Raw genomic sequence first — 13,875 nt, 5'->3', positions numbered from 1 at the left:
GTGGCGCAACCCCTGCAAGCTAACAGGCTGTTTTAGCTGTCGTTTTGCGTCTTTTAACTTTTTTTGCTGTCTTTTTGCCGATAGCGGTCTGTTTTATCGACTATCTAAGCCAAAACCTTTATAAAAAATCATTCATTACAAACTCTTGCAGCGATGTTTGACATAAAGTAAGGCTATTAACATTCGTCCTATCTAGCCTTACGGTAAATGACTAGAAACTTAACTTAAAAACGCCCACAATAACCTAGATAAGACGTTTAAGAGTAATAAGACGTTTAAGAGTAAGATGTTTAGCATTGAAAGATGCTTCAGACTAGAAGCAAAATAAACGTCTGATTAATAGCTAGTAATAATTATAAATATTAATAATGGAGAGTTTCTATGAGTAATGATAACAAACAGAATCTAGATATCGTACACGATGAGCAAGCGAAGCGTTTTGAGACCTCAATCGATGGTCATACTGGTTATATTAGCTATCAAGAGCGTGATGATAAATTGGTCTACGACCATACCATTGTACCGCAGGAATTGGGCGGCCGCGGCGTAGGCTCGGCATTGGTCAAACATGCGTTAAACTATGCGCGTGACAATAATAAAAAAATCGTACCACAATGTTCGTTTGTTGCCTCTTATATCGATAAGCACCCTGAATATCAGGACCTGCTATAGTGCAGGTAAGTTATGAGCGTATTTAGCGCTATATAACAATGATAGTTTTTACTACCAACCGCTATACTAGAGCTATATACTCTAAATATTGACGCCTCACAGCCCTCCTATCTTTCAGATGTTTTTCATTATTTATTTGCAGCCAAATAAATAATAAGATATCCGTAATAGGTGGGTTTTTTGTCCCAAAGTTTTTGTAGTCTACGCGCTTATCACGTGAGTAAAAGCGCCTGAAGCTCATCGTAATCGCCACACTATTTTATCGTTAATAGTGATTTTTCCATCCACCATAATAATAAAGGATATCACCATGAGTAGTTTATCTAATCAACAAGTTGATTTGCAGTTGGAAGAATTGCCAGGCTGGCAGCGTGAGGGTAATAGCATTGTCAAAAGCTATCACTTTAGCGATTTTATTGAAGCCATGAGCTTTATGAACCAAGCGGCTTTTCATGCTGAAGCATTAGAGCATCATCCTGAATGGAGTAATACCTATAATGTGGTCGAAGTTCGCCTGACTACTGGTGATACCGGCGGTATTACTAGCCATGATGTTCGTTTGGCAAAACGAATGGAGCATATCATCCAACCTAAAACCTTTTAGTATTTGATAGTAGGTTTGATGGCGTTGATAGCAATCAAATCTACAAATATTAGCCATAAAAAAAGTCCTCTATAGAGGACTTTTTCTTATTATTACAATGAATACTTAAAATCTAAGCAGTCACTGTTCTCTATTACATACGGCGGCTAACAAATGCGACAATAAATAGAATCACAGCAATTGCTAGTAGAATGTAGGCAAAGTTTGCAGATAGGCCAGCAACACCGCCAAAACCTAGGAAACTTGCAATCAACGCGATAACGGCAAAAATAATAGCCCAACGAAACATAATATTCTCCTCAAATAATGATTGAAAACTAGGTATAAAGATAAGTGCAGTAAACGTCTATAAGCAAGTCATTAGCTTATTAGGCTAATTGTTGACTAATGCGATTTACTAGCAATATCTTAATTACCCAATATTTTACTTTTTGTTTTTAATACTACTTATAACTGCTTACGAATATAGATTAGCAATAATCACCTCTAGAAAACGTTCATTTTGGTAATAATGTCGATAGGTTATGTAAACTTTGTAGCAAATCTTACCGTTTTGAAGTTTTTACTTGGCTTTTCAGGACTTATGTGTAGAGATAGTGAACGCTTGCTTAAATCTTTCTATTTTTATGAGAAAATCTGCAATAGCTTTCAATCCACACCACTTCTTTTATGACCTATCCCAGGTTACTCACAGGCATTACTCTCAAATGGTTATTTAGCAAAAGTCACTTATAAAGAAGTGATTTAAGAAAATTACTCGGTAAGAAGTTATTTAAAAAAAGTTACTTAAGAAAAGTCATTGGGTAAAAATAATTTACCGATGCTCTTGAGAACAAGCATTTAATAATGCTCGTTTAACAGTTACCATTTAATAACAGCCAATAAATAAGGAAAATAAATATGAATACGGATTCTTCAAACAATATAAAAACGTCAAATAATGAGCAATCAATTGCAATCGAAAAACGCTCTTATGCGGTGGTTCTATACGGAGCAACAAGCTTTGTTGGACAGATTACCGCGCATTATTTAACGGAATTTTTATCAAACACTAAAGACAAAAATGGCGCTAACGTCACTTGGGCGATAGCCGGTCGTGATGAGGAAAAACTCAATGAGCTGCAATCTAAGCTTGCTAGCAAAGTTGACATTATCATTGCCAATAGTGACGATGCAGCTAGCCTCGATAAGATGACTAAGCAAAGCCAAGTTATTATCTCAACCGTTGGCCCTTACCTAAAATATGGTGAGCCTTTGATTAAATCTTGTGCGGAGAATGGCACCGATTATGTCGATCTGACAGGTGAAGCTATCTTTATCAAAGACATGATGGATAAGTATAAGGACGCCGCAAAGCAAAGCGGTGCACGTATCGTCAACTCTTGTGGTTTTGACTCTATTCCGTCAGATTTGGGCGTGTATTTTACTCAGAAAAAAGCGGAAGAAAAATTCGGCAACGCCTGTGATGTTATCAATATGCGCGTCAAAGCAGCAAAAGGTGGTTTATCTGGTGGCACGATTGCGTCGATGGCGACAATCTTTGAAGAAGTCAGCCAAGATAAATCACGCCGTAAGCAAGTAGCAAATCCTTATTTACTGAACGATGATAAAGACGCGCCAAACGTGCGCCAAGCCAATGTCAGCAAACCTGAATACGATGACGAGCATAAACGCTGGTTGGCACCTTTTGTCATGGCAAGCATCAATACCCGTATCGTGCATCGCAGTAACCAACTGCTTGGCTATGAATATGGTCGCGACTTCAAATATGACGAAGCGATGTGGATGAAAGATGGCGTAAAAGGCAAACTATCAAGCTATGCATTGAGTGCAGGCTTATTAGGCTTTGCTACTGCTATGATGATTACGCCAAGCCGCGAGCTTTTATCTAAGCACGTACTGCCTAAATCAGGCTCGGGTCCTTCTAAAGAAGAGCAGGAAAATGGCTATTTTGATATTCGCCTATTTGGGCAAACTGCCAGTAATGACACCATCAATACCAAGGTAACGGGCGATAAAGACCCAGGTTACGGCAGCACCTCACGTATGTTGTCACAAGCGGCATTGTGTCTCGCGCAAGATATTAGTAAAGACGATGTCGGTGGTGGTTTTTGGACGCCTGCCTCGGCGATGGGCGATAGTTTAATTGAACGTTTAGAAGCGCACTCTGGTATTAGCTTCGAAATAGTCGAAGATTAATAACAGCCATAGTTAAAATTAAAGCAATGTAATTTTAACCAACATAGTAACGACCGCGTCTTGGCAACAAGAGGCGGTTTTTTATTACCTATATTTTTACCTCGTTGTCATAAATATTTTAGACAAATGTTAATAAATAATAAAAGCGTATTTCTTTGGTAAACGATGTTGCCCATTTGCTCTTTTTCAATACATTAAGCTACACATTTCCGGACTAATGTCACAGCCATATTGCTAGAACTGACGTAGGATAAAAGAGGTTATGGCACGGGTTTTATCTACCGAGCACAAACATACCAAACCCAAAGAAAAATATTAACAATAATTAATAGGGAAGGATTATGAAAATGAATGTATTAACAGCGGCTATTCTAACATCAGGTGTCGCTATGTTTGCAAGTACCGCCAATGCTGGCATGACGACTGATAATCATGGCAACGTTGGTTATGATAGCTACGATGAGTGTGTCATGGCGGTCAAAGATGGCTCTGCCAAATTTTATACCCCTTATACTTATCAAAAACCAAAGATGCAAACGGGCGAAGCTTCTGTCAAAAAAATGCGCTTATCTGAAGTGATGATTCCTAAAACTGTCGTGAATAATAATAACTTGAAAGCCGATGGCTATACAGCCGGTGCTTGTGACTTAGGGGTTGGACAGTCAAATGGGCGCTACGGTGTTTCAGGCGCTTTAGTAGGTAAATATGTTCCTATTGCCGCTGATATGCCGGTTAACGTCTATATGGATAAAGCGGGTAATCCAGTACGTTTAAGCATGCAACAGTGTGATAATCATTTTGGTGCAAAATTCCCAACGCCTATCATGAATGAAGCAAAAGAAACGGAAGAACCCGCCCTAGAGGCTGAAATCGCTATCACTGAAGAGCGTAGCATGGAGCCGATCGTTGTAGAAACCACACGCGTTATACGTCCTGCTAAATACCGTGTGAAAGAAGTCATCATCGCGCCACAAGGTCAAATTAAACGCGTTAATACGGCAAATGGTACTGCTATAGCGATTGAAACAGATGCCAATCAAGCTGTCATCGTTGGTCAAGAAGCAGATGCTGAAATACTTGAAGATACCGAAATCAGTCAAACCTTCCCTGTTATTCGTGTGCCCGATAATAATAAGCAACGCGTTCTCGATCCAAATACTGGTAAATACGTGATTATTGAATAAATCATTGATAATAAATCGATGATAAAAGTATTGATTCAGCATTTTTATGATTGATTAATACAAGGTTGATATAAAAATTCACATAGAAAGGTAGAGGATCAACTCTACTTTTTTATCTGACAATAACCATACAGTAATTGCACAAAGTCACCTACAAACATAGCTCTGTTAGACTCTTAATCTATGTGCTACTGAACTTACGCTTATTTAGTTGCTATTGTCCCCTTTAGATTTTTATCGCTGATTTAGGTTAGCTTATAAAACTCTTTATACAAATCGATCATGATAATCACTGGCTGGTTATCATGATTTTATTTTATCTATAGGGTTAATATTAGTTATATTAAATATATAGATTCGAAATACTAAATGGATTTGTGATAAAAGGCTGTTATATACAACAGCACATAAAATAAGCGTCAAGTTTGAAATGTTTTAGACTGGCATTATAATATTGTAAATTAAGGATTTTATTAATGAAAAAAACGACTCTATCTTTATCGCTACTTATTGGCGCTGCGCTTACTATTCCAAGTTTGGCTATGGCGGCACCTGCTGGTACTACAGCAGTAGATATGCAAACTGCTCCTACCTTAGAGGCTGAAGGTAACAATACAAATGATATAAAAGCAGCAAATCAATCTAATCCTTTTCAGTTGAGCGAAACCCAAATAATCAAAAGAGCAAAGGTTAATAATATCGCTAGCCAACAGCCAATGACCACTGAGCTACAAGCAGAGCAAGAGAATATTCAAAGCACTATGCAAGAAGACATGCAGGCGCAACAAGCGGCAATGCAAAACTCTGATGAAGCGATGCAACAACAAGATTTACAACAAGCCATGCTAGATGAAGAAGCAGCCCTACAAGAAGAAACATTATTAGAAAGCGAATAAGATACCGAGCTAATGCAAGCGCTATAAATTATAATTAGCGAAACCAGTCTGAGAGAGAATCCTCCAATATATTCTCAATAAAAAAGGCAGCCATCTGGCTGCCTTTTTTATTTAATCTTCATGCATAAATATTATTTTTTAGCTTTAGTGACGCCAGCTTCTTGTAATAGCGCACCAAGGGTGCCCATTTTACTAGGTGCCTCTTTACTAGATACTACTGCTTTCTCAGTTCTTGGCGCTTTAACGCGGTTATTAGCGTTGTCTTTATCTTGACGGCTGCTACGCGGTTTTGACGGACGCTTGTCAGCAGCTGGACGATTACTAGCTGGACGATTGCTACGTGGACGGCTATCCTTATCGTCATTACCGGTACTTTCAGACGCCTTTACTGCTGGGCGTACTGTTTTTTCAGACTCTGGCTTCATACTAAAGCCAATACGGCCACGTTTTTCATCGATAGAGATGACACGTACCGAGACGATATCGCCGGGCTTAACGCGGTTCATCGGGTCAGCGACGAAGTCATTGGCCATCTGTGAGATATGAACTAGACCATCTTGATGGACGCCAACATCAACGAAACAACCAAAGGCTGTGACGTTGGTCACTACCCCTTCAAGCTGCATGCCTTCGCTCAAGTCTTTAATACTACTAACGTCTTCACGGAAGTTAGCAGTTTTAAATTCAGGACGTGGGTCGCGTGCAGGCTTGGCAAGCTCTTCTATGATAGCTTTAACACTGATGTTATCGTCATTAGCAGCAAGTGCAGTGGTATCGATACTGTTTAGCACACCATCGTTACCGATGACTTCTGGCAACGTCTTACCAGTTTTCTCAAGTAAGCTATTAACCAGCGCATAGCTTTCTGGATGCACGCCTGTCGCGTCAAGCGGATTACTGCCACCATGGACACGTAAGAAACCTGCGGCTTGCTCAAACGTCTTAGCACCTAAGCGCGGGACGTTTTTTAATGACTCGCGGCTATCAAAGGCGCCATGCTCTTTACGATAGGTGACTATTTGCTGGGCGACGTTTCTATTCAAACCAGCAATGTGCGCTAAGATAGCAGGGCTTGCCGTATTCACATCGACACCAACGGCATTTACGCTGTCTTGGGTGACTTTATCCAAGCTATCAGCCAACTGGGTTTGGTTAACGTCATGCTGATATTGACCAACGCCAATCGCTTTTGGGTCAACCTTAACCAATTCTGACAATGGATCTTGTAAGCGACGAGCGATAGAAACCGCACCGCGTACCGAGACGTCTAAATTAGCAAGCTCGTCACTGGCAAGCTCACTCGCTGAATAAACAGAAGCGCCTGATTCATTCACGATAACGGCTTTGGCTTTTAACTCAGAGTTGGCTGCCAAAATCTCTTTAATCATCGCATCTGTTTCGCGACTCGCCGTACCGTTGCCGATAGCGACCAAATCGACATTATAAGTGCTTAATAGCTCATCGATGACTTTCTTGGCTTCATCCATCTTATTGTCAGGAGCAAACGGATAAACGGTTGCGACGACAGACTTGTCTTCGCTATCCAGCATCACATGGCCTTGGGCATCGACAATCGCCATTTTAACGCCATGACGGATACCAGGATCGACACCTAAAATCACTTTACGGCCAGCAGGCGCTGACATGAGTAAATGCTGTAGGTTATTGGCAAAGACATCAATCGCATCGGCTTCAGCAGTCAGACGTTTTTCCGTCAATAAACGATGCTCAATATGCGGACGCCATTTTTCTTTCCATAAGCTGGTCGCCGCTTCTGTCAAAAATTCTTGACGTTCTGCTGGCGCTTTGGCATCAATCTCAAAATGCTTAATGATTTTTTCAATAAAGGGCGCATCTTCGCCTTCAATTTTTAGACCCAAAACGTTTTCTTGGCGACCGCGCAGCATCGCTAATAAACGATGATTCGGCAGACGCGCCAGGCTTTCACTATGCTCAAAGTAATCTTTGAACTTCTCGCCGACTTCACGTTTCTCTTCACTGGCAACAGCCGAGACGATACTGGCCGTTTTGGCAAAGCCACTGCGCAGATTATCAAGTAAACCTAATGCCTGCGTCCACTCATCAACGATGATGGCCTGTACGCCCGCCAATTGCTTGTCGATATCGCTAAAGTCGACTTCAATCTCATTACCACTTTCATCGGTAATGCTCGATTGAACTTGATAGTCTGCTAATGCGTCAGTTGGCGTGATTTCTTGCGTCAACACTGCTTGAGCAGCAACGTCAAGACCTGCAGCGCGTGCTTTAGCAGCAGGAGAGCGCCGGCGTGGACGATATGGCAAATAGATGTCTTCAAGCTCAAGTTTCGACGTCGCATTATCAATACGCGCCTGTAGCTCGTCGGTCAAATTGCCCTGCGTGCTGAGCAGCTCAGTAATTTTGAGGCGACGGGTTGCCATGTCGCGCTCATAGTTAAGCGACTTCTCTAAAGCACGTAGCTGCGCATCGTCAAGATTCTGTGTCTTTTCTTTACGATAACGGGCAATAAAGGGAACAGTCGCGCCTTCATCATAAAGCTTCACAAACGCATTGACTTGAGCAGTCTTAATGCCAAGCGCGCGAGCAAGCTTGTCGTGAATATTCGCGTGTGTGGTTGCATCCAAAACCTGTGCATTTGTCGAGGTTTGAGATGGCGTTAAGGTATCAGTGCTACTCATAGACGTATCAATCGTTGAGAAATGTAGTTTTGCATTATAGCAAAAGCTGCATGAATAAAAATCCTTTTTATCTTTTCGTTATTTATCGCCTGTTTTATGGCAAAAATCGTCTCATATCATCCATTCTCACGCCTTGTTAAACAAACGCATACAGCATTTATCCGTATCAGTGATGCAATTAGGCATGCAATCTTATACACTAAAGTATCAAAACCACAAATATGGCTAAGTATTGCTATATTGAACAAAAGTCTTTATTTTTATAGATTTTTCTCGACAACTATATTTTTTATGACAACTAGTGGTTTGCTAATCATGATTTACTTATCAACGGATTGATCATTAAATAATAACAATATTTCACCCACGTTTTAAAAATAGCTTTTACTAATGGTTTCTACTAATAATAATTTTTATAAGAGGATAACTGTATGACAGACAATAACAGCCCTGACACCCTAAACCAGCGCATTTTAGTCGTTGATGACGATGCACGTTTGCGCTCTTTATTACAACGCTTTCTAGAAGACGATGGTTTTATCGTTCGTACGGCTCATGATGGCAATCAGATGGACAAATTGCTACAGCGTGAGCTGTTCTCATTGGTGGTTTTAGATTTGATGTTGCCAGGCGAAGACGGTATCAGTATCTGTAAGCGCTTGCGTGAAGACAATGGCGATATTCCGATTATCATGCTGACGGCTAAAGGTGGCGATGCCGATCGTATCGCTGGACTTGAAGCAGGCGCTGATGATTATCTGCCAAAGCCCTTTAATCCAAAAGAGCTATTGGCTCGTATCAAAGCGGTGCTGCGTCGCCAAAATCGTGAGTTGCCGGGTGCGCCAAGCCATCAACTTGAAGTGGTTGAATTTGGACCATGGACACTTGATTTATCGACTCGTACCCTTAAACGTGATGGCAATGTGGTTACTTTAACAACCGGTGAATTCTCGGTATTAAAAGCCTTGGTGCAACATCCACGTGAGCCATTGACACGTGATAAATTGATGAACCTTGCCCGTGGTCGTGAATGGGGTGCGATGGAGCGCTCTATCGACGTGCAAGTGTCACGTTTGCGCCGCTTAATTGAAGACAACCCTTCACAAGCGCGTTATATCCAGACCGTTTGGGGCGTAGGTTATGTATTCGTACCAGATGAAGCAGAAGTAGAATCCGCTAAGAGCGAATAGGTTTAGCGTTTAATATTGATAATATTCAATGCCATAAAAAAACCCTGCAATCAATGTGCAGGGTTTTTTATTGTTCTAACTATCGTCAGTTTGAAATAAAATCGATACGTTAATATCCATGTGCGACTGGTATAAATTTTCCTTGCTTGCCCTTATCACAGAGGCTACGAAAAATTCATCTCAGTCGCACTGTATCGTTTTTAAAGTGAAGCTACTATATTACTTTAACGTTGAATGCTTTATACCTAAAACTAACGTAATTGGCTGTCTTTACTACCGCGGCGATTAAATAATTCAGTCGCCTTTGCTTCTTGTTCCAGTTGCGACTGACAGCCGACGCAGTGCTGCACGCCCGGCACGGCAATACGCCGCGCTTCTGGAATCGGGTTGCCACACTCATCGCAAAACTCAGCGCTTTTACCCGTTGGCAGCGCTCGCCGTGCGCGTTCTAACGCATCGTTGACAGTCGCATCCATTTGCTCATGCTCTGCCCCATCTCTTGACCAACCACCTGCCATAATCTCATCCTATTTTTATTAGTCATACTTAAATTTTTATAAAAGTCTTTAATAACAAATAGATGGGGTTATATGCCGCTTATTTCAACAAATAAGCGGTTTTATCAATGATAAAAATAGCTATGAAATTATTGCTCAATAGAACTGTAGATGAAAATTAGTCTTTTGGTTGGAGCTCAACTACTTGACCGCGTACGCCGATGCTTTCATCACTCATCAAAAACACATAGCCGCCCATAATATCCTCAGGAGTTTTCAGGCTCATCGGATTTTCACCGGGAAAAGCATGGGCGCGCATATTGGTACGGGTGCCGCCGGGATTGATACAGTTAAAGCGCAAGTTAGTGGTATTTTGCGTTTCTTGGGTAAAAATATCGCTCATACCTTCTACCGCTTGCTTGGACAGCGCATATGCGCCCCAAAACGCGCGAGGATGGGTGCCAACGCTACTAGAAGTAAAAACAATAGAACCATGAGTGGCGTCCTTAAGTAAAGGCAGCAGGGCTTGCGTGAGCATAAAGGTAGAAGTAAAATTAACCTTCATTACTTGGGCAAACATATCGACATCGTACATCTCAAGTGGCGTCAAGGTGCCCAATATGCCCGCATTATGCAAGATACCATCAAGTTGACCGACTTCTTTAGCAATCAAATTCTCTAGTTTTTGCATCTCAGCATAGGTTGCGCCTTCTAGATTCATCGGTAACATGGCGGGCTGCTTACCACCAAAGCTCTCGATTTCATCATAAACGTATTCAAGTTTGCTACTGGTACGCCCCAACAATAATACCGTCGCACCATAACGCGCATAGGTTAAGGCGGCAACACGACCGATACCGTCACCGGCACCCGTTACCAAGATGGTCTTACCATCTAAACAGTTATCAGGCGGCACAAAATTACGAATATCGTCGTGCGATAGAGATGGCACAGAAGATTGCGCTGCTGATTGCAGCTGTTGTTGGCTAGTAGGCTGATTAGTATTGTCACTCATGGCATTACTCACTGCTTATTATTTAATAGGTAGGGTGCTTAATAGCTATTTCGATAAAGGGTTTATTTTCTTTATAAGGCTTATTTGTTTTATAAATAGTCGAACTTGCCAGAAGAAAGTAATAACTTATTCAAGTCTGCAGGGGTTTCGGTAATATAGTCTGCGCCCCATTTTTTTAAGTTGCCTTGATCTTCTGGCGGAATATAGCCATAAGCGGCTAAGATAGTCGGCATACCCGCAGCCTTGCCCGCTTCGATATCGCGTATATGATCGCCGACATAAAGCACGCTTTCAGCGGCACCGCGCGGGATAGCAAGTTTTTCTAGCGCTACATACATCGGCTCTGGATCGGGTTTAGAACGCGATACGTCATCCGGACACACTAGCACCGCACAGCGCTCGTCTAATTGCATTTTTTCTAACAGAAGCTCAGCAAGATAACGCGGCTTATTGGTGACGATGCCCCATGGCACGCCTTTTTCTTCTAATACGCGCAGTACCTCTTCAAGCTCATTAAAAACACAACTATCAACACATATATCTGCTTCATAATCGTCTAAGAACTGCTGACGAAACGCTATTAGCTCAGCTTCACTGACCTCAAGCTGGTCATTATGACGCAGCATCAGCTGTACCATCGCCGTGGCACCCGCAGAGACTTGCTCACGAATTTCGGCTTCAGGTGGCGCTTGCCAATCATTTTCACTGCTCATTTTACCAATAATGCGCACGAAGTCGGCGGCAGTATCGATTAATGTGCCATCAAGGTCGAACAAGACAGCTTTTACAAATTGGCTCATAACAGGCGCTCTTAATAATAATTTAAAAAATGGTCAAAAAGGAATACTTATAAAAGACGATTTACGCCAGTGATTTTTGTACCGCCGTCATATAATTAACATCAACATTTTGTGCCAACCAATAACGCTTGGTCAATGGATTATAATGCAGACCGATGATGTCTTGACGGGTAAAACCTGCATTGACCGCCATGTTATCTAACTCAGCTGGAGTGATAAATTTGGCGTAATCATGAGTACCGCGATCAAGCAAGCGCAATACATACTCTGCCCCAACGATGGCAAACAGGTACGATTTAGGGTTGCGGTTAATCGTTGATAGCACACAAACGCCGCCCGGCGCTAATAGCGCAAAACAAGCCTCGACGATGGCAGTTGGGTCTGGCACATGCTCAAGCATCTCCATACAGGTCACGACATCGAACTGACCGGCATGGGTAGCAGCTAATTGCTCAATAGGAATATGCTGATAACGCAGGGTGTCCTTTAAGTTACTTTGCTCAGCATGTAAGGCCGCTGCTTTTAGATTTTCGGTACCGAGGTCGATACCGGTGACATCAGCGCCGCGACGTGCCATTGATTCTGACAAAATACCGCCACCGCAACCGACATCAAGGACTTTTTTACCCGCTAAACCCATCTCTGCCGTTTTATCGCTATCAGCACTTATAAAGCCGCGCTTAACGTTTTCTTCTATCCAGTTAAGACGTAGCGGATTGATTTCGTGTAAGGTGGCAAATGCGCCAGTCTTATTCCACCACTCGCTCGCCAAGTTATTGAATTTTTCTACTTCACTGGCATCGACATTGATAGCCGTGTTTTGGTTAAATTTGCTAGCAGCATTGTTAACATTGCTAATATCGTTGGTGTTATTAACATCGATATCATTGTTCATAGGATTGTTTTCTTGGTGATTCACAGGCTGGGCAGAAGATGAAGATTGGCTCATAGGATTTTTCCTTTATGGGTATTATAATTATTATCGTGCAGAGTTATGATGATAGGCTCAATATTAGCATGAGAGCGGCAACTTTGTCGTCAGTACATCGTCACCGACTGTGAATCGTTTAGACATAAGCAAGGTTTTATCAACTACTTAAGTAGCACTATTATTAAGCGTCAGAATTTTATAAAAGCAAGAAAAAAAATAGCCTTGCTGTTTTTGACGTTTCTAGAAAGGCTTTAATTAATGGCTTCAATTAACGACTCTACTTAACATGATAAAACTTAATAAGCTTCAACTTAAAAATGATAAGTAAGCTACCTTAAATAATAGCTCACAGCTTTACAACCGTTAGTTAAGAATCGGGTTCACAACTATGGGCATTTTACGCTATTATAGGCAGTACTCTGTTGTAGGTAGATTTAACGAGATCGATTTAAGCGACGTATTGCCGCCGATTTACGTTGAAACCTATATCAATACGCTAAAAACTGCTGAATCAAGACGTCTAAACCAAACATTCCAAATTTTGACACCTCAAGGAACAAGTATGAAACGTATCATCGCATTGACTGGTCTGGCTTGTGCAATTGGGCTTGCCAATATGGGCGCTCAAGCCGCCAACTATGTCGCAGGAAAAGACTACCGCGTGCTAGACAACCCAGAAAAAATCAGCGGTGATGCTATCATTGTGCGTGAATTTTTCTGGTATGGCTGCCCGCATTGTAACGTCTTAAATCCGCATATGGAAAAATGGGCAAAAAACAAAGGTAAAGACGTGGCCTTCTTCAAAACTCCAGCAGCGCTGAACCCAGTTTGGGAAGCCAGTGCCCGTGGTTTCTATGCGGCTCAGTTATTAGGTTATGAAAACAAAACCCATGATGCGCTATTTGATGCGGTGCATAAAGATGGCAAGCAATTATTTGACCAAGCGTCACTCAGCAAATGGTATGCGTCTAAAGGCGTGAACGAAAAGAAATTCAACAGCCTATATAACTCATTTGCTGTTGGTACCAAAATCGGTCGCTCACAAGCAGGCGCTAAGCGTTATCAGTTATCAGGCGTACCAGCGGTTGTCGTACAAGGTAAGTATGTGGTCACTGGTGAAAGCGCCACTGTCCCTAAAGTAGTAGATTATTTGGTTGATAAAGTACGCGCAGAGAAAAAATAGCCTTAGTATTTTTAGAAAAACCTAGA

Annotated in this window: 13 protein-coding genes; 7 read left to right on the top strand and 6 right to left on the bottom strand. The window is 41.7% G+C overall.

The genetic code is table 11. The features are described 5' to 3' along the window. Window positions 1–381 precede the first annotated feature (381 nt). Together JMW39_RS07555 and JMW39_RS07550 are read left to right on the top strand one after the other, a co-directional pair. Entirely contained in the window at window positions 382–672 is a 291-nt protein-coding gene (locus JMW39_RS07555; RefSeq protein ID WP_201545292.1) for a GNAT family N-acetyltransferase, read from the top strand. Between the two features lie 310 nt (window positions 673–982). Next, window positions 983–1,276 (top strand): 4a-hydroxytetrahydrobiopterin dehydratase, encoded by a 294-nt coding sequence (locus JMW39_RS07550; RefSeq protein WP_201545286.1) that lies wholly within the window; start codon window positions 983–985, stop codon window positions 1,274–1,276. A 133-nt stretch (window positions 1,277–1,409) separates the two neighbouring features. Here JMW39_RS07550 and JMW39_RS07545 read toward each other — a convergent pair whose 3' ends face one another. After that, complete coding sequence (locus JMW39_RS07545; protein WP_068407724.1) at window positions 1,410–1,565, bottom strand: DUF1328 domain-containing protein; 156 nt, start codon at window positions 1,563–1,565, stop codon at window positions 1,410–1,412. A 611-nt stretch (window positions 1,566–2,176) separates the two neighbouring features. Here JMW39_RS07545 and JMW39_RS07540 point away from each other — a divergent pair. The 3 genes from JMW39_RS07540 (at window position 2,177) to JMW39_RS07530 (ending at window position 5,555) form a co-directional block, all read left to right on the top strand. After that, a complete protein-coding gene (locus tag JMW39_RS07540) occupies window positions 2,177–3,475 on the top strand; it encodes a saccharopine dehydrogenase family protein (protein ID WP_201545285.1) in 1,299 nt (432 codons plus the stop codon). Window positions 3,476–3,822: 347 nt separating this feature from the next. Continuing rightward, window positions 3,823–4,659: a hypothetical protein gene (locus JMW39_RS07535; protein WP_227679451.1), complete on the top strand. Its 837-nt coding sequence runs from the start codon at window positions 3,823–3,825 to the stop codon at window positions 4,657–4,659. A 476-nt stretch (window positions 4,660–5,135) separates the two neighbouring features. Continuing rightward, window positions 5,136–5,555 carry a hypothetical protein gene (locus JMW39_RS07530; RefSeq protein WP_201545277.1) on the top strand — a complete coding sequence of 140 codons (420 nt, stop codon included), beginning with the start codon at window positions 5,136–5,138 and terminating at the stop codon, window positions 5,553–5,555. Window positions 5,556–5,686: 131 nt separating this feature from the next. Here JMW39_RS07530 and JMW39_RS07525 read toward each other — a convergent pair whose 3' ends face one another. Beyond that, window positions 5,687–8,233 (bottom strand): Tex family protein, encoded by a 2,547-nt coding sequence (locus JMW39_RS07525; protein ID WP_201545275.1) that lies wholly within the window; start codon window positions 8,231–8,233, stop codon window positions 5,687–5,689. 431 nt (window positions 8,234–8,664) lie between these two features. Between JMW39_RS07525 and ompR the strand changes: the two genes are divergently transcribed. Continuing rightward, complete coding sequence (gene ompR / locus JMW39_RS07520) at window positions 8,665–9,423, top strand: two-component system response regulator OmpR (RefSeq protein WP_201545273.1); 759 nt, start codon at window positions 8,665–8,667, stop codon at window positions 9,421–9,423. Between the two features lie 251 nt (window positions 9,424–9,674). Here the strand turns inward: ompR and JMW39_RS07515 are convergent, their stop codons facing one another. From JMW39_RS07515 to ubiG, 4 genes are all read right to left on the bottom strand, one after another. Continuing rightward, window positions 9,675–9,941 carry a DksA/TraR family C4-type zinc finger protein gene (locus tag JMW39_RS07515; RefSeq protein WP_201545268.1) on the bottom strand — a complete coding sequence of 89 codons (267 nt, stop codon included), beginning with the start codon at window positions 9,939–9,941 and terminating at the stop codon, window positions 9,675–9,677. A gap of 157 nt (window positions 9,942–10,098) precedes the next feature. After that, entirely contained in the window at window positions 10,099–10,935 is an 837-nt protein-coding gene (locus JMW39_RS07510) for a YciK family oxidoreductase (protein ID WP_227679450.1), read from the bottom strand. A gap of 89 nt (window positions 10,936–11,024) precedes the next feature. After that, complete coding sequence (locus tag JMW39_RS07505) at window positions 11,025–11,735, bottom strand: HAD family hydrolase (protein ID WP_201545267.1); 711 nt, start codon at window positions 11,733–11,735, stop codon at window positions 11,025–11,027. A 61-nt stretch (window positions 11,736–11,796) separates the two neighbouring features. Then, window positions 11,797–12,630 carry a bifunctional 2-polyprenyl-6-hydroxyphenol methylase/3-demethylubiquinol 3-O-methyltransferase UbiG gene (ubiG, locus tag JMW39_RS07500; protein WP_413786226.1) on the bottom strand — a complete coding sequence of 278 codons (834 nt, stop codon included), beginning with the start codon at window positions 12,628–12,630 and terminating at the stop codon, window positions 11,797–11,799. 598 nt (window positions 12,631–13,228) lie between these two features. Between ubiG and JMW39_RS07495 the strand changes: the two genes are divergently transcribed. Next, window positions 13,229–13,849: a thiol:disulfide interchange protein DsbA/DsbL gene (locus JMW39_RS07495; RefSeq protein ID WP_201545265.1), complete on the top strand. Its 621-nt coding sequence runs from the start codon at window positions 13,229–13,231 to the stop codon at window positions 13,847–13,849. Window positions 13,850–13,875 lie beyond the last annotated feature (26 nt).

Source organism: Psychrobacter immobilis (assembly GCF_904846175.1).
In the GTDB taxonomy this organism is placed as follows: Bacteria; Pseudomonadota; Gammaproteobacteria; order Pseudomonadales; family Moraxellaceae; genus Psychrobacter; species Psychrobacter immobilis_E.
Note: the sequence above shows the minus strand (reverse complement) of the source record. Positions and strands in the feature narration are given on the sequence as shown.